20 protein-coding genes and 1 tRNA gene are annotated in these 22479 nt (G+C 65.6%); 9 read left to right on the forward strand and 12 right to left on the reverse strand.

Annotation, left to right across the window (positions count from 1 at the left end; genetic code table 11):
- The first annotated feature begins 4 nt into the window (after window positions 1–4).
- A complete protein-coding gene (locus tag H289_RS0128230; protein WP_020104221.1) occupies window positions 5–1285 on the forward strand; it encodes an MFS transporter in 1281 nt (426 codons plus the stop codon).
- Here H289_RS0128230 and H289_RS0128235 read toward each other — a convergent pair whose 3' ends face one another.
- A complete protein-coding gene (locus tag H289_RS0128235; RefSeq protein ID WP_020104222.1) occupies window positions 1286–2167 on the reverse strand; it encodes a LysR family transcriptional regulator in 882 nt (293 codons plus the stop codon). It abuts the gene before it with no gap.
- A gap of 88 nt (window positions 2168–2255) precedes the next feature.
- Between H289_RS0128235 and H289_RS0128240 the strand changes: the two genes are divergently transcribed.
- On the forward strand, window positions 2256–3005 hold the full coding sequence (locus H289_RS0128240) for an SDR family oxidoreductase (RefSeq protein WP_020104223.1): 750 nt from the start codon (window positions 2256–2258) through the stop codon (window positions 3003–3005).
- A 97-nt stretch (window positions 3006–3102) separates the two neighbouring features.
- Here the strand turns inward: H289_RS0128240 and H289_RS0128245 are convergent, their stop codons facing one another.
- The 8 genes from H289_RS0128245 to aceE form a co-directional block, all read right to left on the reverse strand.
- Entirely contained in the window at window positions 3103–3747 is a 645-nt protein-coding gene (locus tag H289_RS0128245; protein ID WP_020104224.1) for a dihydrofolate reductase family protein, read from the reverse strand.
- A gap of 97 nt (window positions 3748–3844) precedes the next feature.
- Entirely contained in the window at window positions 3845–5272 is a 1428-nt protein-coding gene (locus tag H289_RS0128250) for an acyl-CoA carboxylase subunit beta (protein WP_020104225.1), read from the reverse strand.
- A gap of 39 nt (window positions 5273–5311) precedes the next feature.
- On the reverse strand, window positions 5312–6580 hold the full coding sequence (gene kasB / locus H289_RS0128255) for a 3-oxoacyl-ACP synthase KasB (RefSeq protein WP_029105864.1): 1269 nt from the start codon (window positions 6578–6580) through the stop codon (window positions 5312–5314).
- 22 nt (window positions 6581–6602) lie between these two features.
- Window positions 6603–7853, reverse strand: coding sequence for a 3-oxoacyl-ACP synthase KasA (kasA, locus tag H289_RS0128260; protein WP_029105865.1), 1251 nt, complete (start codon window positions 7851–7853; stop codon window positions 6603–6605).
- Entirely contained in the window at window positions 7850–8143 is a 294-nt protein-coding gene (gene acpM / locus H289_RS0128265; RefSeq protein WP_020104228.1) for a meromycolate extension acyl carrier protein AcpM, read from the reverse strand. The genes kasA and acpM overlap by 4 nt, the downstream gene beginning before the upstream one ends.
- Before the next feature lie 75 nt (window positions 8144–8218).
- Window positions 8219–9151, reverse strand: a complete 933-nt coding sequence (locus H289_RS0128270) for an ACP S-malonyltransferase (RefSeq protein ID WP_196810101.1) — start codon at window positions 9149–9151, stop codon at window positions 8219–8221.
- A gap of 207 nt (window positions 9152–9358) precedes the next feature.
- A complete protein-coding gene (locus tag H289_RS0128275) occupies window positions 9359–10594 on the reverse strand; it encodes a PucR family transcriptional regulator (RefSeq protein ID WP_020104230.1) in 1236 nt (411 codons plus the stop codon).
- Window positions 10595–10692: 98 nt separating this feature from the next.
- Window positions 10693–13488, reverse strand: a complete 2796-nt coding sequence (aceE, locus tag H289_RS0128280; RefSeq protein ID WP_020104231.1) for a pyruvate dehydrogenase (acetyl-transferring), homodimeric type — start codon at window positions 13486–13488, stop codon at window positions 10693–10695.
- Between the two features lie 209 nt (window positions 13489–13697).
- Here aceE and H289_RS33230 point away from each other — a divergent pair, with 209 nt between their 5' ends.
- The 7 genes from H289_RS33230 to H289_RS0128315 all read left to right on the forward strand — a co-directional run bounded on the left by H289_RS33230 (window position 13698) and on the right by H289_RS0128315 (window position 19041).
- Window positions 13698–14180, forward strand: coding sequence for an Rv2240c family protein (locus tag H289_RS33230; RefSeq protein ID WP_155944287.1), 483 nt, complete (start codon window positions 13698–13700; stop codon window positions 14178–14180).
- 107 nt (window positions 14181–14287) lie between these two features.
- Window positions 14288–14710, forward strand: a complete 423-nt coding sequence (locus tag H289_RS0128290; protein ID WP_020104234.1) for a DUF3052 domain-containing protein — start codon at window positions 14288–14290, stop codon at window positions 14708–14710.
- A gap of 97 nt (window positions 14711–14807) precedes the next feature.
- Entirely contained in the window at window positions 14808–15263 is a 456-nt protein-coding gene (locus H289_RS0128295; protein WP_029105867.1) for a peroxiredoxin, read from the forward strand.
- Between the two features lie 41 nt (window positions 15264–15304).
- Window positions 15305–15379, forward strand: a tRNA-Val gene (locus tag H289_RS0128300).
- 108 nt (window positions 15380–15487) lie between these two features.
- Window positions 15488–16789: a hypothetical protein gene (locus H289_RS0128305; protein WP_155944288.1), complete on the forward strand. Its 1302-nt coding sequence runs from the start codon at window positions 15488–15490 to the stop codon at window positions 16787–16789.
- Window positions 16790–17174: 385 nt separating this feature from the next.
- Window positions 17175–17909 carry a hypothetical protein gene (locus H289_RS0128310; protein ID WP_020104237.1) on the forward strand — a complete coding sequence of 245 codons (735 nt, stop codon included), beginning with the start codon at window positions 17175–17177 and terminating at the stop codon, window positions 17907–17909.
- Complete coding sequence (locus H289_RS0128315) at window positions 17902–19041, forward strand: XRE family transcriptional regulator (protein WP_029105868.1); 1140 nt, start codon at window positions 17902–17904, stop codon at window positions 19039–19041. Before H289_RS0128310 ends, H289_RS0128315 begins: the two co-directional genes overlap by 8 nt.
- An 86-nt stretch (window positions 19042–19127) precedes the next feature.
- Here the strand turns inward: H289_RS0128315 and H289_RS0128320 are convergent, their stop codons facing one another.
- The 3 genes from H289_RS0128320 to H289_RS31555 form a co-directional block, all read right to left on the reverse strand.
- Window positions 19128–19838 (reverse strand): MgtC/SapB family protein, encoded by a 711-nt coding sequence (locus H289_RS0128320; RefSeq protein ID WP_029105869.1) that lies wholly within the window; start codon window positions 19836–19838, stop codon window positions 19128–19130.
- A gap of 214 nt (window positions 19839–20052) precedes the next feature.
- Entirely contained in the window at window positions 20053–21159 is a 1107-nt protein-coding gene (locus tag H289_RS0128325; RefSeq protein ID WP_155944289.1) for a hypothetical protein, read from the reverse strand.
- A gap of 103 nt (window positions 21160–21262) precedes the next feature.
- Window positions 21263–22465: a YncE family protein gene (locus H289_RS31555; protein ID WP_051128627.1), complete on the reverse strand. Its 1203-nt coding sequence runs from the start codon at window positions 22463–22465 to the stop codon at window positions 21263–21265.
- Between the last annotated feature and the right edge of the window lie 14 nt (window positions 22466–22479).

The following is a 22479-nucleotide window of genomic DNA, read 5'->3' on the forward strand; positions in this document are numbered from 1 at the left end:
TCAGATGGCCGCGAATCTGGAAGAGGCACAGGTCGATTCGCCCCCGCGAAAGTCGCAGCCGTTCAAGCCGGCGTTGTTCGTGGCGGTGACGGCGGGGCTGGGATACGGCTTCGACTCCTACGCCGTGAACATCTACGGCCTGGTCCTGCCCGAGATCAAGAAGACCCTGCAGATCACCGAGGCCCAGGCCGGGTACATCGGGTCGATCTTCCTCGTCGGCTACACCATCGGCACCATCGGTTTCGGGATCGCCGCCGACCGGTGGGGACGCAAGACCACGCTCGGTGCGTCGATCCTGCTGTACGGCATCACCACGGCACTGGCCGGCATCACCACCAATCTGGCCGCGTTCACCGGCCTGCGCTTCCTCACCGGTGTGGGCGGCGCCGGCGAGCTGGCGGTGGGCGCCCCCTATACCGCCGAGGTGTGGCCGACCAAGACCCGGGCGATCGGTGTGGGCGGGGTGATCTTCTCGTTGTTCTCGCTCGGCTACGTCCTCGCGGCCGCTGTCGCGCTGGTGCTGGTGCCGCGGTATGGCTGGCAGGCGTCGTTCATCGTGGCGATCGTCCCGGCCATCATCTTGTTCCTTGTCCGCCAGGGCATTACGGAATCGCCCCGCTACACCGAGGTCAAAGAGGCGCGCCAGCGAGACGGCATCCCGCGGGCGAAGCTGTGGCAGCTGCCCGGCGTCCGGCGGCGGCTGATCGTGGGCTGGCTGATCTACACGGCCAACGCGGTCGGCTACTGGGGTTCGACCCTGTTCCTGACCACCTACATCGTCAAGAGATTCCATGCGTCCACCACCGACGCGATTCGCTACGCGCTGGTCTTCTTCCTGCTGCAGGTCGTCTTCGTCTTCATCGGTACCGCATTGGCCGACCGCTTCGGGCGTCGTCCCTCGGCAATTCTCGGCGCCGTCATCGAGGCCGGTTCCGCGATCCTGGCGGCCACCTCGGATTCACTGGCCGAATACCAGGTCTACGGCGCCATCTCCATCGCCACCCTCGGCTGGCTGTGGGGCGTCGGGGACGCGTACATCTCCGAGTTGTTCCCAACCGTGCTGCGCGGCACCGGGTTTGGTGTCGCCGTCGGCGGCGGCCGCATCGTGTCGATCGCCGCGCCGACCGTCGTCGGCTGGGCCATCGGACATTACGGTGTGCAGACGCCGTATCTGGCGCTGTCGGGCATCTGGCTCCTGACCGTGATCGGTTACCTGTTCGGGCCCGAGACCAAGGGCAAGGAGCTCGACGACCTCGCCGACGAGGCGCTGCTGGCACGCGCCTGACTACCCCTGCTGGGCGAGCAGCAGGTCGCGGATGGGCGAGCGGGTGTGCCGCTGCCACATGGCCTGCACGGGCACCAGCAGCGGCGGCTGGAGGTCGACGACCGTCACCCGGCCGCCCAGTACCGGCCCCACCGGGTGCGTCACGAACGCCACGGCCCCCGTCGTCAACGGCGCGGCCACCGTCGCCGCGCCCTGTACGCGGCTGACGACGTAGTCCGGCTCGAATCCGGCTCGGCGGCAGGCGCCGAGCAGGAGGTCGCTGTAGTACGACGCGCCCGGCGGTGCCCAGAGCGCGATGCGTTCGTCGGTCAGGTCGGTGAGGTCGACGGCGTCGCGCCCCGCCAGCGGGTGCGAACTCAGCACCGCCACCCGCACCGCGTGATAGCCCAGCACCGCGGTGGCGAGGTCGCGGTCGGGCACCACACCGCGGCGCAGTGCGAGCTGGATCGATCCGTCGAGAAGCGCAGGCGACAGCTGATCCGGAAACATCTGGCGGAACGTGAAGGACACGTCGGCGTAGGCGTCGATCACCGGCTCCAGAAGCGCGTACGCCTCGACGCTCTCGAGCGCGGGGGTGTGCCCGACGACGTAGTTCTCCCGCGCGGCGCTGGCCGCGCGCTGCACGTGATCGGTGACGGTGTGGGCGGCGGCGAGCAGGCTCCGGGCATCGCTGTGCAGTTGCCGGCCCGCCGGCGTCAAGGTGACCCGGCGGCCGTCGCGGTCGAAAAGCGGTGCGCCCAGCTCTTTTTCGAGCTGGCGGATCGAGCTGCTGAGGGCCTGCTGGCTCAGGTGCAGCTGGTCCGCGGCGCGGGTGAAACCACCGGCGTCGGCGACCGCGAGAAAGTGCTGCAGTCGACGCAGATCGGGATAGGGCCTGGTCATGCCGCCAACCCTATCTACAACTGCTGCTTGTGGATAGGTAGAAAAGTTTCGTTTCTATTTGTGGTTGGCCGTGGCTAGCGTGGGCGGCATGAGCAATCTCGAAGGTAAAACAGCAGTCGTCGCCGCCGGAGCCAAGAACCTGGGCGGCCTGATCAGCACGACCCTCGGCGCGCGCGGCGTCAACGTCGCGGTGCACTACAACAGCGCCGCCACCGAGGCCGACGCCGACCAGACCGTCGCCGCCATCGAGTCCGCCGGTGCCAAGGCCATCAAGGTCCAGGGCGACCTGACCGTTCCCGGCAACGTGGAGAAGCTGTTCGACGCGGCGGTCGAGGCGTTCGGCGGCGTCGACATCGCGATCAACACCGTCGGCAAGGTGCTGCGCAAGCCGATCGTGGAAACGACTGAGGCCGAATACGATTCGATGTTCGACATCAACGCCAAGGCCGCGTACTTCTTCCTGCAGCAGGCCGGCCGCCGCCTGAACGACGGCGGATCGGTGATCACCATCGTGACGGCGCTGCTGGCGGCCTTCACCGATGGCTACAGCACCTACGCCGGCGCCAAGAGCCCCGTCGAGCACTTCACCCGCGCCGCCGCGAAAGAGTTCGCGGCCCGCGGGATCAACGTCAACAACGTCGGTCCGGGGCCCATGGACACGCCGTTCTTCTACGGCCAGGAGACCCCGGAACGCGTGGCGTTCCACAAGTCGCAGGCGATGGGCGACCGGCTGACCCTCATCGAGGACATCGCCCCGCTGGTCGTGTTCCTCGCCGACGAGGGCCACTGGATCACCGGCCAGACCATCTTCGCCAACGGCGGCTACACCACGCGGTAGCCATTGCCGAGCAGACGTAAAACTGTCGTTTTCGGGCGAAAAGCGACAGTTTTACGTTCCCCCACAAGCGGGAGGTACCCCCAGCTCGCGAGTGAAGTCAGCGGCGCCAGAACAAGTGGTGGATGACGCCGCTGGAGCTGGGCACCACGTCGCAGTGGTACCGGTCGAGCAGCTCGTCGGGGGACTCCCAGAGTCGTGAGCCCTCGCCGAGCGTCACGGTGGGGGACACCACGATGTGCAGGGTGTCGATCAGGTCGGCGTCGAGGAACTCGCGGACCGTCGTCGCCCCGCCACCGATGCGGATGTCCTTGCCCTGCGCGGCTTCCCGCGCCAGTTCCAGCACCTCGGCCGGTCCCGCGTCGACGAAGTGGAAGGTCGTGTTCGACAATGTGAACGACGGCCGCAGGTGGTGCGTCATCACGAAAACCGGGGTGTGGAACGGCGGTTCGTCGCCCCACCAGCCCTGCCAGTCGAGCCGGGCCGGTCCGCGGTAGGGGCTGAACTTGTTGGCGCCCATGATCTCTGCGCCGATGTTGTGGTGGAAGTCGCGCACGAGGTGGTCGTCGAGCCCGCGGGTGCCGCCCGGATCGGTGCGGTTGGGCCAGCTGGCGGTCGCGCCGGCCCAGGCGAACATGCTGCCGGGGTCGGCGTGGCCGAAGGGCCGCTCGAAGCTCTGTCCGACACCGGCGCCGAAGCCGTCTGCCGAGACGTTGAAGTTCTGCACTTTCACCAGCTGCGTCATGTGCGTGTTGACCTCCGCGGTTGCCGAAATTCATCGCGATAAGACAAAACTGCCCCTCGTCCGAAGGCGAGGGGCAGTTTTGTGGTTGTTCGCGTGATTACAGCGCGATGTTCTTGTGGCGACCGCGGCGGGCCGGGGCCTCGGCGAGGGCCTGGGTGATCTTCGACCGGGTGTGGGCCGGGTCGATCTTCTCGTCCACCACGCCGATCTCGATGGCGGAGTCGACGCCACCGGCAATCCTTTCGTGTTCCAGCGCGAGTTCCTCATGGAGGGCCTCACGCTCGGCCGCGTCCTCGACGGCGGCCAGCTTGCGCTTGTGCAGGATGCCGACGGCGGCCTTGGCGCCCATGACGGCGACCTCGGCGTCCGGCCAGGCGAACACCTTCGTCGCACCGAGCGACCGCGAGTTCATGGCGATGTACGCGCCGCCGTAGATCTTGCGAGTCACCAGCGTGACGCGGGGGACCACGGCCTCACCGAACGCGTGCAGCAGCTTGGCGCCACGGCGCACGACGCCGCCCCACTCCTGGTCCACACCGGGCAGGTAGCCGGGGACGTCGACCAGAACGATCAGCGGGATACCGAAAGCGTCGCACAGGCGCACGAAACGTGCTGCCTTCTCGGCGCTTTCGGAGTTCAGGCAGCCACCCAGACGCAGCGGGTTGTTGGCGATGACGCCGACGGAGCGACCGGCGAGGCGGCCCAGGCCGACCACGATGGACGGCGCCCACTTGGACTGGAACTCTTCGAACGGCACGCCCTCGTCGAGCAGGGCCTCCACGATCGGGTGCACGTCGTAGGCACGACGTGCCGACTCGGGCATGAGGGCCTTGATGTCGGTGTCGCCGGCCTCCGCCTTGGTGCGGTCGAAGTGGCCCTGCTGGCTGAACAGGCCGACCAGGCGACGGCCGCGCTCGTAGCAGTCGAGTTCGTCGTCGGCGACGATGTGGCACACACCGGACTTCTTGTGGTGGGTGTCGGGGCCACCGAGCGAGACCATGTCGACGTCCTCGCCGGTGACGCTGCGGACGACGTCCGGGCCGGTGACGAAGACGCGGCCCTCGGGGGCCATGACGATGACGTCGGTCAGGGCGGGGCCGTACGCGGCACCGCCGGCGGCGAAGCCGACGACCAACGAGATCTGCGGGATGTAGCCCGAGGCCCGGATCATGGCCTCGAAGACCTGGCCGACCGCGTGCAGCGCGCGCACACCCTCGGCGAGGCGGGCACCACCGGAGTGCCAGATACCCACGATGGGGGCCTGCTCGTCGATGGCGGTGTCGTAGGCGCGGACGATGTGCGCGCAGCCGTCGACGCCCATGGCACCACCCATGACGGTGCCGTCGGTGGCGAACGCGATGGTGTGCACGCCGTTGACGGTGCCGGAGGCGGCCAGGACGCCCGACTTGTCGCGCTCGTGCAGCGGCTTGACGCTGCCCGGGTCGAAGAAGGTCGAGAGCCGCAGCAGCGGGTCGCGAGGATCAAGTGATTCGGCGGCCGTCGCCTCAGGTGCCAGGGTCGTCATTCTCTAATCTCCTTGATCTCGCGGTATGCGCTTCGTCGCTCAGTACCGGCCGAATACGAGTGCGACGTTGTGTCCGCCGAACCCGAACGAGTTGTTGATCGCGTACTTGTAGTCGCCCTGCCGCGGAGCCTTGGAGACCACATCCAGATCGATCTCCGGATCCAGGTTTTCCAGGTTCAGTGTGGGCGGTATGACGCCGTCGCGCAGCGCGAGCACGGTGAGGATGGACTCCACCGCACCAACCGCGCCCACCGAGTGGCCCAGAGCGGACTTGGGGGCGTACACCGCGGGGCGGTGGCCCTTCATGGCGTTGTTGATGGCCACGCCCTCGGCGACGTCACCGACGCTGGTGCCGGTCGCGTGCGCGTTGACGTGGTCGATGTCGGAAGGAACGAGCCCTGCCAGTTCTATGGCCCGGGTCATGGCGTAGCCGGCCTGTTCACCGTTGGGGTCCGGGGCCACGATGTGGTAGCCGTCCGAGGTGACGCTGGCGCCCATCAGGCGGGCCAGGATGTTGGCGCCGCGAGCTTTGGCGTGTTCCTCGGTCTCGAGCACCAGCATGGCGCCACCCTCACCGAACACGAAGCCGTTGCGGTCGCGGTCGAAGGGGCGGCAGGCGCCGGCCGGGTTGTCGTTGGTGTTGGACAGCACGATGCGCATCTGGGCGAACCCGGCGATCGGCACTGCCTCGATCTTGGTTTCGACGCCACCGGCGATGGCGACGTCGGCCTCGCCCAGCACCAGCTGGCGCCAGGCGTTGGCGATGGCTTCGGACCCGGAGGCGCAGGCCGAGATCAGGGTGGACACCCCGGCCTTGGCCTTGCGCTCCAGTCCGACAGCGGCCGCCGCCCCGTTGGGCATGTACATCTGCACGACCAGCGGCGAAACCGCTCGCAGGCCGCGCTCGCGCATACCGTCGTAGGCGAAGACCAGTTCCTCGGTCGAGCCGAGGCCGGTGCCGATAGACACCATCAGTCGTCGGGGATCAACGTCCGGCGAGCCTGCGTTTTCCCAGACTCGCCGGCCGATGACCGTCGACATTTTCTGCAGGTATGACAGCCGACGCAGTTCGACCCGCGTCAGTTCACTTTCGAAATCCTCGTGCAGATGGCCACCGATCCGGACGGGGAGGTCGTACTTCTCGATGAAGTCATCTTCGAGAAGGCGAATCCCACTCTGTCCGTCAAGGAGCTTCTGCCACGTGGTTTCGGCATCGGTCGCCAGGGCGGTCGACATGGCGACGCCAGTCACGACCACATTGGGGAGACCATTCCCCGTTGACAACCTGTTAGCGGTTACCCCTGCCATTACTGCTCAATGTCCCTTCGACTTAATAACGCCCAAAGGCCAGGGCGACATTGTGTCCACCGAACCCGAACGAGTTGTTGATGGCGTACTTGTAGTCGCCATAACGAGGCTCGCCCGCAACAACATCGAGATCGATGGCGGGATCCGGCGTCTCGTAGTTGAGCGTCGGGGGAATGACCCCGTCGCGCAACGCGAGCACCGTCAACACGGACTCCAGCGCACCGACCGCACCGATGGAGTGGCCGAGCGCCGACTTCGGCGCGTACACCGCGGCGCCCTGACATCCGGCAACGCGGATGGCATTGGCCTCGGCGGTATCACCGATCGGGGTGGCCGTGCCGTGGGCATTGACGTGGTCAATGTCCTTGGCGTCCAGGCCTGCGGTCTCCAGTGCACGCTTCATCGCGGCACCGGCGCGCACGCCGCCGTCGGCCGGAGCCACCATGTGGAACGCGTCCGAGGTGATGCCGGCGCCCATGAGCCGGGCCAGCGGCTTGGCGCCACGGGCCAGGGCGTGCTCTTCGGTCTCGATGATCATCAACGCGCCGGCCTCGCCGAACACGAAGCCGTCACGATCCTTGTCGAACGGCCGCGACGCAGCCGCCGGATCGTCGTTGCGGGTCGACATGGCGCGCATCATCGAGAACGCCGCGATGGGCAGCGCTTCGATGGCACCTTCGACACCGCCGACGACGGCGAAGTCCGCGTCGCCCATGACGATCTGACGCCAGCCGTGGGCGATGGCCTCAGAACCCGACGAACACGCCGACACCGGCGTGATGACCCCGGCGCGGGCGCCGAGCTCCAAGCCGGCGACCGCGGCCGCACCGTTGGGCATGATCATCTGAACGGCGAGCGGGCTGACCTTGCGGATGCCGCCCTCGTTCATGGCGTCGTAGGTTTCGACGATCTTCTCGCCGCCACCCAGACCGGTGCCGATCACGACGGCGAAACGGTCCGGATCGACCTCGGGCGCACCCGCGTTCTTCCACAACCGTCGCGCCAGTACGAGCGACATGCGCTGCACATAGGAGTTGCGGCGCAGCTCGACGCGGGTCAGCTGGCTTTCCAGGTCATCGACCAGGTGGCCACCGATACGCACCGGAAGGTCCCACTTCTCGACCCAGTCGTCCTCGAGAGTGCGGATGCCGCTCTCGCCTGCCAGGAGGCCCTTCCACGTGCTCTCGATGTCAGCAGCGAGCGCCGTGGTTGCCTCCACGGCGGTCACCACTACGTTCGGGAAGCCTCCGTTAGCAGTGGAAGGCCTGGTCACTTGCTGAACTTATCGCGCAGCGCGGCAGCAGCCTCGGGGTTCTCTTCCTCGAGCTTCTGGATGTAGGAGACGACGTCACCAACGGTGCGCAGGCCGGCCAGGTCCTCGTCCGGGATCTTCACGCCGTACTTGTCCTCGGTCTGGACGGCGATCTCGACCATTGACAGCGAGTCGATGTCCAGGTCGTCGACGAAGGACTTCTCGGGGGTCACCTCAGACGGCTCGATGCCGGTGACCTCTTCGATGATCTCGGCGAGGCCGGCGATGATTTCTTCTTGACTGGCAGCCACGATGGCTCCTTCTTTTTGTTGTGTCGGCACACCGGATTTGGTGTGCCGGGTTGGTTGTTTCGGCAAGCGGGCCTGTCAGAACTCGGCGAGTCCGTCCAGGTCTGCGGGGGTCTTGATGGCGAAGGTGGGCACGCCCTTGACTTCGCGCTTGGCGATACCGGCGAGGGTGCCGGCCGGCGGGAACTCGATGATGCCGGTGACCTCCTGGCCTTCCTGAGCGGCACTGAAGCGCTTCCGCATCGTTTCCGAGCACAGGTCCCAGCGGACCGGACGGGTCATCTGGGCGACCAGCTTGGCCATGGCGTCCGCGGCGCCGGCGACCGGCTGGCCGTCGGCGTTCGACAGCAGCGTGGTGGTCGGCTCGCTGGGGGTGACGGTCGCCGCGGCAGCCGCGTACGGCTCCTGCGCCGAACCCATGAAGTGCGTGTGGAAGGCGCCGGCGGTGGCCAGCACGCGGACCCGGGCCTTGGCCGGCGGATCCTCTGCCAGCTTCTCCAGCGCCGAGACGGCACCGGCGGCGACGATCTGACCCGCCGCGTTGCGGTTGGCCGGGACCAGTTCCAGAGCTTCGAGACGGGCCAGGACCTCGGCCTCGTCGCCACCGAGCACCGCGGCCATGCCGGTGGGCTCCAGTGCGCAGGCTTTGGCCATCTCGGCGCCGCGGGTGGCGGCGAGCTTGATGGCCTCGTCGGCGGAGATGACGCCCGCGATGGCGTAGGCGGCGATCTCGCCGACGGAGTGGCCGGCCACGATCGTGGTGGCGCCGGCCAGGAGGCCGCGCTTGGTCAGCTCTTCGTGTGCGAGCAGCGTGGCCGCGACGACCAGGGGCTGGGTCACCGCGGTGTCGGTGATCTCCTCGGCGGTCGCCGTGGTGCCCAGCTGGGCCAGATCCAGGCCGCTGATCTCCGACCAGGTGGCCAGACGGTCAGCAGCACCGGCCAGCTCCAACCAAGGGGTGAGCATGCCGGGCGTCTGAGATCCCTGCCCGGGGGCAAGCAGCGCAAGCACAGGTGTTTGAGGCACGGATTAAGAAAACACTGTGAAGCGGGTTTTATGCCGTGTAAGAGATTATGAACCTCGTCTTAAAGTTTTGTGGAATGTCTACAAAAACGCACGTTATGCAACGTTGGCGAGACCTCGCTGCGATGTGGATCACAATCGTATGTCGCAAGCTACCGGTGGGTAGGGTTGCTGTAACTGTGCTGATCAGGCCATTTACTGATTGGCCTGAGCGGGCGTACGGCTCAATCGGCCCACTGTGGAGGCCACACGGAGCACATACGCATCCCTGGGCACCATCGGATCGCGGCCGGTGAAGTCCGCGATCCGGCGCAGCCGGTACCGGACGGTGTTTGGATGAACGAACAATTTGCGGGCGCACGCTTCTATGGCGCCGCCCGCGTCGAGGTAGGCGTCGAGCGTCTCCGTCAGCGCCGGACCTGCGTCTGCCAGCGGCCGGACGACCTCGAGTTCCAGGGCCGCGATGGCCGACCGATCCCCGAGCAGTGCACGTTCCGGCAGCAGTTCACGCGCCGGAACCGGCCGGGGCGCACCCGTCCACCCGCTCACCGCATTCATCCCCGCGATGGCTTCGGTGGCGCTGTAGTGCGCGGCCGCCAGCGTGGCGGCCGTCGGCCCGATGACCACCGGGGCGTCGGCGAACACGCCCATCAGCTCACCCAGGAATCGGTCGGTGGGGGAGATCTGCCCGGACACGATGGCCACCAGCCAGGTGCCGTGGACGTCGGACAGTGCGACGCGGCCGTTGCGGGTGACGACGTCGTGCACGTCCTCACTCGCCAGATCGGCCCGGTCGGGGCGCGGGTAGCCCACGACGACGGTCGCGGGCGCGGTGGCGTCCCAGTTCAGTGCCGCGGCCTGCGACTGCAGGCCGGGCCCCACGTCGCCGCGCACGACGGCGTCGACGACGTTGGCCTCCATCCGGGTGTCCCAGGCGCCGCGGGCCTCGGCCTGGTCGGCGTATGCGCTGGCGGCGGCGAAGGCCAGGTCGCGGCTGTAGCGCAGGATGCCGGCGGTCAGTGCCGTCAACTGTTCCTCGGTGCGGGCCAGCAGCGGCACCACTTCCTCGAAGAACTCCATGGTGGTCCGCACCATCTCCACCGACTGCCGCAGCGCGATACGGCGCCGCAGGTCCTGGGGCACGACCTCGAAGGCCTCCGCGGTGTAGCTGACGTCGCTGTTGGGGTCGCGCATCCACTCGACGAAGTTGACGACCGCGGTCTGCACCACCAGATGCACGCTGGCCCGCTGCGAGGCCTCCAGTTCGGCGAAGAACGGCAGCCGCTCTTCGAGGGCGTGCACCGCCTGCGTCGCCAACGTGCCGGAGTACTGCTTGAGGCGACGCAGCACCGTCTCTGGGACGTTCTCGAGCACTTCGAGTGTCGACTTGGGCGGCACGAACCGCTTGCCGCTGGTCGCGTTGTCGGGCATGACTAAAAGCTACGCCTGATTTCTGGAGACTTCTGCCAATCCGGCCGCGCTGAGATGACGGTTTCTGACAGAAACCGTCATCTCAGCGTGCGCGGGCTCTACGCGCTGCCGGTGTCGGCGTACGACACCTCGGCGGCCGAGACGTCGTCGATCCGGTACTGCTTGGCGGCCGCGACGGCCACCGACGGGTCGATCTCGCCGTCGCGAGCCAGGGCCTCCAGCACCGCCACCACCACCGACTCCGCGTCGGTGTTGAAGAAGCGGCGGGCGGCCGGGCGGGTGTCGGAGAAGCCGAACCCGTCCGTGCCCAGCGTGACGTAGGTGTTCGGTACCCACGGGCGGATCTGCTCGGGCACCGCGCGCATCCAGTCGGATACCGCGACCACGGGGCCCGCGGTCTTCGCGAGCTGGGCGGTCACGTACGGCACGCCGGCCTGCTGGTCCGGGTGGCGCAGCGCGTGCCGGTCGATGTCCACGCCGTCGCGGTTCAGCTCGCCCCAGCTGGTCACCGACCACACGTCGGCGGCTACGTCCCAGTTCGCGGCCAGCAGGTCCGCCGCCCGCAGCGCCTCGGGCATCGAGACGCCCGACGCCAGGATCTGCGCCGTGCTGGAGCGCTTCTCCGGCGCGACGCGGTAGCGGTACATGCCGCGCAGGACGCCTTCGGGGTCGAAGTTCTCGGGCTCGGCCGGCTGGACGTACGGCTCGTTGTAGATGGTGATGTAGAAGTAGACGTTCTCGGAGTTCTCGCCGTACATGCGCTCGAGGCCGCTCTCGATGATGTACGCGATCTCGTAGGCGAACGCCGGGTCGTACGACACCACCGCGGGGTTGGTCGAGGCCAGCAGCAGCGAGTGACCGTCCGCGTGCTGCAGGCCCTCGCCGGTGAGCGTCGTGCGTCCGGCCGTGGCGCCCAGCACGAAGCCGCGGCCCATCTGGTCGGCCGCCGCCCAGAACCCGTCGCCGGTGCGCTGGAACCCGAACATCGAATAGAAGATGTAGATCGGGATCATCGGCAGGTCGTGCGTGGCGTACGACGTCGCGACCGCGGTGAACGACGCCGTCGACCCGGCTTCGTTGATGCCCTCGTGCAGGATCTGGCCGACTTCGGATTCCTTGTACGCCAACATCAGATCGGCATCCACGGCGGTGTAGAGCTGGCCGTTGCGGTTGTAGATCTTCAGGCTCGGGAACCACGAGTCCATGCCGAACGTGCGGGCCTCGTCGGGGATGATCGGGACGATGCGCGGCCCGATGTTCTTGTCCCGCAACAGTTCTTTGAAGGTGCGCACCGTTGCCATGGTGGTGGCGACGGCCTGGTTGCCCGAGCCCTTCTTGAGTGACTTGTAGACGTCGCGGGGCGGCAGCGGTAGCGGCTTGGACTTGGTGCGCCGCTCCGGCAGGAAGCCGCCGAGCGCACGGCGCCGGTCGAGCATGTACCGGATTTCCGGTGACTCGGAGCCCGGGTGGTAGTACGGCGGCAGGTACGGGTTCTCCTCGAGCTGGGCGTCGGTGATCGGCACCCGCGTCGCGTCGCGGAACTTCTTGAGGTCGTCGAGCGCCAGCTTCTTCATCTGGTGCGTCGCGTTGCGGCCCTCGAAGTGGCTGCCCAGGGTGTAGCCCTTGATGGTCTTGGCCAGGATGACCGTCGGCTGGCCCTTGTGCTCCATGGCCGCGCGGTAGGCGGCGTACAGCTTGCGGTAGTCGTGGCCGCCGCGCTTGAGGTTCCAGATCTCCTGGTCGGTCATCGGGTCGACCAGCGCCTTGGTGCGCGGGTCGCGGCCGAAGAAGTGGTCGCGCACGTACGCGCCGTCGTTGGCCTTGTAGGTCTGGTAGTCACCGTCGGGGGTGACGTTCATCAGGTTCACCAGCGCGCCGTCCTTGTCGGCATGAAGCAGGGCGTCCCATTCGCGGCCCCACACCACCTTGATGACGTTCCAGCCGGCGCCGCGGAAGAACGACTCCAGTTCCTGGATGATCTTGCCGTTGCCGCGGACCGGGCCGTCGAGCCGCTGCAGGTTGCAGTTGACGACGAACGTCAGGTTGTCGAGCGCCTCGTTGGCGGCGACCTGGATCAGGCCGCGGCTCTCGGGCTCGTCCATCTCGCCGTCGCCGAGGAAGGCCCACACGTGCTGATCGCTGGTGTCCTTGAGGCCCCGGTCGTGCAGGTAGTGGTTGAAGCGCGCCTGGTAGATGGCGTTCATCGGGCCCAAACCCATTGACACCGTGGGGAATTCCCAGAAATCGGGCATCAGGCGGGGGTGCGGGTACGACGGCAGGCCGCCGCCGAGCCCGGCATGCGAGTGCTCCTGACGGAAGCCGTCCAGGCGGTGTTCGTCGATGCGGCCCTCGAGGAAGGCGCGGGCGTAGATGCCGGGGGAGGCGTGGCCCTGGATGAAGATCTGGTCGCCGCCGCCCGGGTGGTTCTTGCCGCGGAAGAAGTGGTTGAAGCCGACCTCATAGAGCGAAGCCGACGACGCATACGTCGAAATGTGGCCGCCCACACCGACTCCCGGCCGCTGCGCGCGGTGCACCATGATCGCGGCGTTCCAGCGGATCCAGCGGCGGAAGCGGCGCTCGACCTCTTCGTCACCGGGGAACCACGGCTCCAGGTCGGTGGGGATGGTGTTGACGTAGTCGGTGGACGTCAGCGCGGGGATGGACACGCGCATCTCCCGCGAGCGCTCCAACAGCCGGAGCATCAGGTAGCGGGCACGAGCCGGCCCCGACCGGCCCAACAGGTCGTCGAACGACTCCAGCCATTCGGCGGTCTCGTCCGGGTCGATGTCGGGAAGATACGACGCGACGCCATCACGAATCACCCGGACCCGGTCGGGTTCGGCTGAGGTACTGGAGTTTTGAGCCAGGTCTTGGCGCACGAACTCAGTGGTCAACTGCCACTCCTTGGTATGCGATTTTGGGGATGCTTTTGGCACTGCCCATGGTCCCCCCATCGTTCCGCAGATTAGGCGTTGGGGTGGGCTACCGGCGAGTACGCGTTCGGATGCCTGTGATTGGCGCATCCACCCTGTACGGTCAGCTGATGATGACCAGCGCGGCTAGTGTGTCGCGGCTTCGCGCAGCCGCTTTGGTATCCGGAGGCGTGGCGGTATCCGCCATGTTGATCGTCGGCTGCAGTAAGTCCGTCGAAGGAAGTTCCACGGTCGACCAGCCCGGCGCCGCGGCGTACCGCACGTCGGTGTCGCTGTCCGCGGCAGCGTCGGCCAGTTCCAGTTCGTCGAGCGCCTCCAAGGCGGCGACGGAGGCCGCGTGCCAGACGTTCGTCGACACCGGCAAACCGGCGATGCAGGCGGTCAATGCCTACGTCGACGCCGAGAACGCCGGTGGCACCGACGCCGCCAAGCTGCAGGCCGCGGTCGACGCGCTCCACCACGCCGCGGACGCGGTGACCAAGAGCGCCACGACCGTGCAGTCCGACACCCTCAAGGCGGCGCTCGCCGGCTGGTCGGCGGCGGCCCAGTCGCTGGCGACGGCGATCAGCACCAACGCGTCGACCTCTGATTTCAATGCGGCGGTCGACTCGTTCAATAACGCCAAGTCGGCCACCGAGACCGCATGCGGGTAGCTGTCGCACATCAAAGATGTGTCTTGCGTCGAATGAATCGTCGTCGCGTGCGACTATTGGGTTCCACACACACAGACTGCAAACAAGCAGGTTAGAGGAGGACACCGGTGGCCGCGGCGGACGCGCCGAACTACGCCCAGAGACTGGGCATTCACAAAGATCAGATCGTCCAGGAGCTGGGTTGGGACGAGGACACCGACGACGACATCCGCGCTGACATCGAAGATGCGTGCGGCGGAGAGCTTCTCGACGAGGATTCCGACGAAGTCGTGGACGTCGTACTGCTGTGGTGGCGCGATGACGACGGCGACCTGGTGGACCGTCTGATGGACGCCATCACTCCGCTGGCCGACGACGGCGTGATCTGGGTGGTGACTCCGAAGACCGGCAAGGGTGGCCACGTGCAGCCTGCTGAGATCGCCGAGTCGGCGCCCACCGCCGGACTGGTCGTCACCTCTTCGGCCAACCTCGGGGACTGGATCGCCAGCCGCCTGGTGCAGCCCAAGTCGAAGGCCGCGGGCCGGCACTAGTGCGGTTGGGATTGCTCCCGCAGGTGTCGTGTACCGCGAGCCTGACTGGGTGGCGGAATTTTGGCGCCTTTTTTGCCCTGTGGTCAGGTTCGCGATCGTGATCGACGTCGGGTCCGTCGCCCCGGACTTCACTCTCAAAGACCAGCACGGTCGTGCGGTGACGCTGTCGGCGTTGCGCGGCCGGAACGTGCTGCTGGTGTTCTTCCCGCTGGCGTTCACCCCGGTGTGTGCGGGGGAGCTCGGCGAGATTCAGGAAAACCTGGCCCGGTACCGCAGTGATTCGGTGGAGACGCTGACCATCTCGGTCGGGCCGCCGGCCACCCACAAGGTGTGGGCCCGGGAATCGGGTTTCGAGTTCCCGATCCTGTGCGACTTCTGGCCGCACGGCGCGGTGTCCCAGCTGTACGGGGTTTTCAACGAGGTTTCGGGCTACCCGGACCGGGGCACATTCCTGGTCGATCGGGAGGGCGTTGTGCGGTTCGCGGAGTGCACATCGCCGGGCGAGGCGCGGGACCAGCAGGTCTGGGTCGACGCCCTGGCGGCCTTGGACTGATTTTCCCTGACCCGCCATCGGCGTGTAGCGTGCCCGGGGCGGGGCGCGTAGCTCAGTGGTAGAGCTCTGGTTTTACACACCAGCGGTCGGCGGTTCGATACCGTCCGCGCCCACCAACAAACGACCGATCAGAGGCGATTTCAGCCAGGTCACAATCGATAGCCGACCCCCGCCGGACCAGTAGCAGGTCAACGGGATAAGGCCCGGGCGGAGAGGGGGGAGCCTTGACGCTTCCGCTTTGGGACAAAGTTGACGTGTCGGTACTGGAACTTAAAGCTGAGGATTCGTCTGAGGCTAGCGGTAAGCCGCGCAAGCGGGGCTGGCGTCGTCTTTCCCTTGTTGGAGGTGTTCTCGGCGCAGTCTTTTGGGGACTTGGGCTGACTAAGTTGTTCATCTTCGACTTCGACCGCTATGTCGCAGACAAGGTTGGCCCGCCGTTCGACCTGATCGTGCAATTCCGATTCTTGGTGGTCCTCGGCCTAGTCGCCCTGCTAATTGCGGTATTCAGCAAGGCGTGGGCTTTATTGATCTATATTGTGCTCTTCCCGCTCATTTTCCTATTCTGGACCGTACCCAGCGCAGTGGTTAAATTTCGGAGTTGGAATCTGATTCTGGCTGTTATTTCTCTTGTATCTTCTTGGTTTCATCGGTTCAAGCTCAGATTTCTAGTTCGCTCGCTGGAAGTAATCGTCTGTGTTCTTGCGCTGTTCAGTTCAGTTAAATGGTTATCGATACTCTGTGCGTGCGTACTCGGTATCGCGCTCATCTATCGCTACGCCATGACCGTATTCTCTGGAATGCAGGCATCGAAGTTTTCTTTGTATCAAGAGAAACTGGTCGGGGTTGCTACGAGAATGGAGTTCAATGGCTATATCGAGCCGGAACTCAAGAGTGACGACATAGTCCGCTTCACCAAGGAACAGCTCGAGAAATTCTCCAACACTGTCTCGAATGGTCTGATACAGGTGAAAATAATGTCCTATTATGCTGATTTGTTGCGCCAGTTTCGCAAGAGTCAAGCACTAGTGTTTTTGAATCTGATATCTTATGCTTGGTTATTTGTTCAATCGGCTATTCTGCTAACGCTGATCAACCTGTCTATCTACGTGGCAGATCCCGATCAGTTCAGAATCGAAGGCAGAGCTACGCTACCCCAATTCCTCTACTACGCAACCACCGCCTTGTATGGCAACACTATTCCGCAGATAACTGCGTCTGGCGCTGCCGCTGTACTAATTGCGACCGTGACGGCTTTCTATGGGCCGATATTCCTGCTGGCGCTCGGTCTACAGGTGATCGCTAGCTTCCGGCACGCAAAAGACGATGCGGCGTTCGGCGAACTAGCCGAACGTCTGAAGTCGAAGGAAATTGAACTCTCGCGCGAGCTTCAGGCCGAGTACGAGATGTCCCCCGATGAGGTAATGCGGCGACTCCGAGAGATGAGCGACAGTACCGGCAACCTCCTCGTGCACTGGGTGTCCAAATTGCCGACCGAGCTCAGTGGTAGACGCGGCACGCGCGCGTAATGACGGGCCGATAAAGGTCCTGTGGGCTAGTCGGCAAACTGCCGCCGCGGCGCGATGTGCTCAGCAGCGCGTCTTCGGCTGAGGCCAGCGTGCAGTCGTAGACGTGAACGCGCACGTTGAGCATGATTGCCGGGTTGTGGCTAAGTCATTTCGCCGTGGTCGAGGGCGTAGTCCACCGTCCAGCAGCATAGCGCCGGCGCGGCCAACGTCGTGAAGCCGGATCGCCGGCACCCCCGGCGCCCATAGGGTGAGTGGCGCCGGTTGGGGTGAGGCAACGGTGAATCCGCGGCGGCGAGCAAATTTGAGCACCGAGCGTGTCGATCTCGTGAAAAAATGAAGTGCAATGGTAGCGTTCTGGCTGTCGGCTGAAGGAAGGGGTGGTCCTGTGGACAAGGGTCGCCGATGGGCTATCGAGACATTTGGTGAGTACGGTGTGCACATCCGGGGTCGGGTTGCTCAGCTCGTCCGTGAGCAGCACATGGCGATGGTGGATTCGCAGGACGCGTCAGGCCACCGCAGCCACGCCGTGTATGGCCTGTTCTGGCGTGGGATTCTGGAACAGTTCGAGGCGTTAGAAAACTTGCCGCATGCCACGTTGATTCGGCCGGGAAAGGCGTCCTACAAAATTGTTGTCATAAACGGTGTGGCGTTATTCCCGTGGCGCTGGGGTCGCACCCGAGGCGACAGGCTGGCTTCGGCAACGTTTGCGACTTCGGACGCGCGTGTCGCGATGTTCGCCCTGGACGATGTGCCATTCCAGGGCAAATTAGACGTTGGTATGCCTGACCCAGATCTGACCGACGAGGAGAAGGAGCTGGCCGCAGCGGTCGAGGCAGTGATTAGTGATAACTCGGTGACCACCAATAAGGTGGTCGTCGTGGCGATCTCGAGCTCGCCGATGGGCCTCCATGGAGTCAGCTGGGGTGAGGCACGGTTGACGGAAGGTGGCCACTTGGAATGGGGCTTTTCCGAGGACTTGGCAGATGTTGCTGCCCCCGGCCCGGTCGGCGTAGTCGACAGCCACAAGACGTTTACTACCGGCGAGCCGCCGAAGAAGGAGCTGCGTCACCGGTCAGAGCCAGAGCAAGATTCTGGTATTCCGGCATCAGACGATGACTGATGAGGACCAAGGCGAACTCCGGCTCTTCGGTGAGCGCGGATCAAGCCTCGACGAAATTGTTCGTGCGTTCGATTCCGCACGCCTGACGCAGGCGCGAGTGCTCGCGGAGCTTACGAAGGTCGAGCTTGCGGAACGGCTTGGTGTGTCCGCGGCCGCAGTTGGCCAGTACGAGACTGGTGCGACGAAACCACGTCACGATCTCCTGCCGCAGCTATCAAGGGTACTGCGGGTTCCAGTTGAGTTCTTCGCTGCCGGTAGGCCTATCGGCAGACTTGATGCGGCGAACGCGCATTTTCGGAGTCTTCGTTCCACACGGGCTAAGGATCGCGCGAAGGCGGCCACACATGCTGAGCAGTTGTGGGAATTGACATATGCGCTTGAAAAGCGAGTTCGCCTTCCCGAGGTTGACGTGCCAACTTTTCCAGAGGGAACCCCACCGGCCCATGCCGCGCAGACATTGCGAAAGGCATGGGGGATTGCACGTGGGCCACTACCTCACCTCGTCGCGCTAATGGAATCCCGCGGCATCGTTGTAAGCCTGATCGCGATGACAAATGAAGCGGTGAGACGTGTCAGTGCGTACTCCACCGACGCCCTTGGCCGGCCACTTGTGATCGTTACTCCCGAAAAGGCGTTCTCGGTCTATACATATCGGTTTACGTGTGCTCATGAGCTGGGCCATCTTGTTTTGCACTCAAGCCCTCTCCCCGGAGATCGCCAGCAAGAGCGGGAGGCCGACGAATTCGCTGCCGAGTTCCTTACACCACAGGCAGAAATCGGTCCGCTTCTACCGCGGACCATGCGCATGGCGGCCCTTGAGAAACTGAGTGTCGAATGGGGAGTCTCGGTAAAGTCGCTGATTCGAAGGATGGGGGCGCTGGGCGTCGTTTCGGATGTATCGGTGCGGCGCGCCTATCAGCGTCTGAGTGCAGCTGCTGAGCTGAGTCGCCACGAGCCAATCTCTGTTTACAAGGGTGAAGTTCCTTCGCTGCTCCGCGACGCGTTCACTCTCGCTGAACGCTACGGGCTCACGCGACGTGAACTTGCCATCGAGCTCGGTTGGACAGCCCACCATCTAGACGAAATGCTCGGTGATGACGATAAGCGGCCTGTCCTACGCATTGTGCGTTGACGAAATCGTTGCAGCAATGGATTGAGTCCGGTCGTCGTATTGCACATGAGGGGCACTGTGTCATTCGCGGCAAGTTTGGCGTGATCTCAGTCGACCGGGCTCATATCGTCGGCACTCCACCGCACCGCAGTCACCGCCGGCGCCTTGATGACGTCGGCCAGGGCGGCCTCGATGCGGTGGTCGTCGCGTTCGTCGGCGATGACGGTGGCGGTGATGCGGACGCCCTCGTCGTCGGGCAGGTCGACGGCCGAGATGGAGCGCACCGTGAGGTTGGGGTGCGAGATGGCATCGAAGATCAGGCTGCGGATGTGGAGCTCGGCGCTCGTGGCGCACCGCACCTCGAACCGGTATTCGGCAGAGGACTCTTCGGCGCCGGGGCGGCGGTGACGGTCCAGCGTGCGGCCGACCGGCCGCAGGAAGATGTTGGCGGCGATGACGGCGCAGCTGCCGATCACGGCGGGCAGCATCAGTCCGCCGCCGGCCAGGGCCCCGATGGCGGCGGAGGCCCACAGGGTGGCCGCGGTGTTGAGCCCCGAGATCGTGGCACCCTGCTGCATGATCACGCCGGCTCCGAGGAAGCCGATGCCGGACGCGACCTGGGCGGCGACACGCGTGGGGTCGGCGTGTTCGCCCGCGAAGGTGTAGCCGCCCATGATCACGAACAGCGCGGAGCCGAGGCTCACCAGCGCGGTGGTGCGCAACCCGGCGTTGCGGGACCGCCACTGGCGCTCCAGCCCGATCGCCGCGCCCAGCCCCAGGCCGGCGCCGATCCGCAGCGCGATATCCAGTGTGTCGATCACCTTGTGCTCCTGTTGCTTTCGTGCTCCGGGGCGCGCTCTCGGCGCGTCCACGTCTGCGACGGCAGTAGGGGCGGATGGTAGGGACAGCGTGCAAACCCAAGGTGAACGGCAGTCTTCCCGCCGTTCACCTTGGGACGTGGATATCGTTGAATCAGTGCGCTTTTCGCGATGCTGCGGTCGCCTGTGAATTACCTCCCACTGTGCTGGGACCTCAGGCGGCGGCCTGCGACGTCGACTCGGCCTTCTTGGCCTGTGTCTTCTTGCCGGACTTCGACTTCGGCTTCTTCTGGGTGGTCTGCTTCTCGGCCTTGCTACCGGTGTCCGACGTTCCCGAGCCGGCGCTCGTGTTGGTTGCCGCCCCGGTCGTGTCGGGTTTGGTGTCGGGCTTGGTACCGGAGTCGGTGTCGTGGTTCGCCGTCGAGAGAGTGTCGGGCGCCGTCGAATCTTTGGTGTCTGTCGGGTCTTTGGTGTCCGTCGGCGTGGTCGCCGTGGGCTTGGCTGCCGTCGGCGCGAGTTTGACCGTGGGCTTGACCTTCGTCGCGGTGATCTTGGGGATGGCGGTGGCCTCGACTCCGGATGCCGGCGCGGGAGTGACGGCCGCGATCGGTGCCGGTTGCGTCGCCAGCGCGTTCGCGATGGTGTTCTGCGCGAAGGCGATTCCGTCGATGACCTTCCCGGCGCCGGTATTGAGGCCCTGGATGACGAGCTTGACGCCGTCGGTGATGGCCTTGGCGAGATTGCCGAGGTTGATGGGCAGTAGCGCCGCCACGACGTTCTGGCCGGCGATGATCGCCGAGGTCGCGACGTCGTTGAACCCGCCGAGCAGGCCGGCGCCGAGTCCGATGAGCGCGGCGGGCACGGCCGCTTGCAATGCCTGCTGGACGGCCAGTTGGCGCTGGTTGCGTTCGATGACGGAGACCAGGATCGGCCCGCCGATGACGGTTACCGCGCCGATCACCCCCGCTTCGACGGTGCCGAGGGCGCCCACGAGGTCCCGGGCCAGGATCTGCTGGGCCACGGTGACCACGAGTCCCGGGATGGCGCTGATGGTCTGCCCGACGCCCTGGCCGGCTTTGGCCAAGCCGACACCGATGGTCAGGGCATCGTCGATCTGATTCTTCACCCACTGCCTGAAGGCAGGGAACTCCAGGATGTCCGCAATGGTGGCGGTCAGTTGGATATCGGGCATCTGCACGCTGTGGATCACGGGTGCCGGGACAGCCCGCAACACCGGTGGCGGGGGACTGGCGACGATGACGCCTGCGGCCATGACGGCGGCGGCGGTGGGCAGGCTCATACGGGCGGTGAGTGTATGCATGTGAAAGCTCCTGACCGAGGGGGAACTCAAGCAATATTGACGGTAGCGACAAATTTGCCTCGGGGTGGAGCTATCGCAATGTTGGTGCCTGGATCGGGTGCGCCTAGTGCTGCGGGCGGTGCTCGTCGGGGTGGAAGCTGCCCGGTGCCATTTTCGGGGCCTCGGGTTCGGCCGACAGCGTGCGGCGCAGACGCTGGCCCAATTCGTGGTTCTGCACGGGTTTGCCGACGTGCGGGGCGAGCGCGCGGGCAACGGCCTGTAGCGCGGGTTCCCGAGGCGGGACGGGAAAGAAGTGGTCGCCGATGACCAGCCAACCGTTTCCGCCGGCGGCAGCGCCACCGATGAGCTTGCCGACCAGTTCGGGAAGGTCGAAACCCCCGGACGGTACGTGCAGCTGCGCGATCACCGACACGGTGTTGTTGTACTGGTTGGTGACATAGATCCGGGATCCGTCGTGCGAAACAGCAATGGCCCCAGCGTAATTGCCGATATTGACGGTGTCTGTCACGGACATCGTGGCGGTGTCGATCCGGTTGACGTCGCCCGTCAGCTGGGTGGCGAATACCGCCGAGCCGTCAGGCGCGACGGCGATGTCGGTGACCTCCTTGCCGAGCGGGAAGGTGACACCGCCGATGATCGCGCCGGTGGCGGCGTCCACCGCGGTCACCGAGCTGGTGGTGACGCCGAACTCGACCGCGCCCATCACGTAGATGCGACTGCTGTCGGGGCTGACGACGAGTCCGGCGGCAGGCTTGCCGACGGAAATGGTGCCCGCGACGCTGTGGCTGGTGGTGTCGATGACCGCTAGCGCGTCCGCGCCGTAGCCCGCCACGTAGAGCCGGGCGCCGTTGGGGCTGACGGCCAGGTAGTACGCCTCGTCGACCTTGATGCTTCCGGTCACCGTATTGGTGGCGGCGTTGATCAGCATGACCTTCGGGTCGGCAGTGCCGTTGATATCCCCGCCCGACGCGAGGTAGATCGTCGAGCCGTCGGGGTGAATGGCCACGTTGCCGGCCCAGCCGGATGGAACCACGGCCACAACCGATTTGGTGTTGACGTCCATCACCGACAGCCCGCCGAAGTTGTTGCAGTACAGCCGCGTACCGTCCGGATGCACAACCAATTGCTGCGCGCCCGGCAAACCGACGCCTGGTCCGATGCTGTCGACCACGGTGTTGGTCGGGGTGGCGATCACGGAGACCGTCGGGCTATTGCTGTTCCCGACGTAGATCCGGTCGCCGGCCGGGCTCGCCGCCGCGGCCGTCGGTCCGCCGCTCTCCAGGATCGTTGCGATGACTGCGAGCATGACGAAAGCTCCCT

Source organism: Mycobacterium sp. 360MFTsu5.1, from assembly GCF_000383495.1.
Classification (GTDB): Bacteria; Actinomycetota; Actinomycetes; order Mycobacteriales; family Mycobacteriaceae; genus Mycobacterium; species Mycobacterium mucogenicum_B.

Bases quoted from the DNA above. Each gene is read 5' to 3' on its own strand.
- H289_RS0128235 (WP_020104222.1), bottom strand. From the start codon at position 2,167: ATGACCAGGCCCTATCCCGATCTGCGTCGACTGCAGCACTTTCTCGCG.
- kasB (WP_029105864.1), bottom strand. From the start codon at position 6,580: ATGGCAGGGGTAACCGCTAACAGGTTGTCAACGGGGAATGGTCTCCCC.
- H289_RS31555 (WP_051128627.1), bottom strand. From the start codon at position 22,465: ATGCTCGCAGTCATCGCAACGATCCTGGAGAGCGGCGGACCGACGGCC.
- H289_RS0128325 (WP_155944289.1), bottom strand. From the start codon at position 21,159: ATGCATACACTCACCGCCCGTATGAGCCTGCCCACCGCCGCCGCCGTC.
- H289_RS0128275 (WP_020104230.1), bottom strand. From the start codon at position 10,594: ATGCCCGACAACGCGACCAGCGGCAAGCGGTTCGTGCCGCCCAAGTCG.
- H289_RS0128240 (WP_020104223.1), top strand. From the start codon at position 2,256: ATGAGCAATCTCGAAGGTAAAACAGCAGTCGTCGCCGCCGGAGCCAAG.
- H289_RS0128230 (WP_020104221.1), top strand. From the start codon at position 5: ATGGCCGCGAATCTGGAAGAGGCACAGGTCGATTCGCCCCCGCGAAAG.
- H289_RS0128315 (WP_029105868.1), top strand. From the start codon at position 17,902: ATGACTGATGAGGACCAAGGCGAACTCCGGCTCTTCGGTGAGCGCGGA.
- H289_RS0128245 (WP_020104224.1), bottom strand. From the start codon at position 3,747: ATGACGCAGCTGGTGAAAGTGCAGAACTTCAACGTCTCGGCAGACGGC.
- H289_RS0128250 (WP_020104225.1), bottom strand. From the start codon at position 5,272: ATGACGACCCTGGCACCTGAGGCGACGGCCGCCGAATCACTTGATCCT.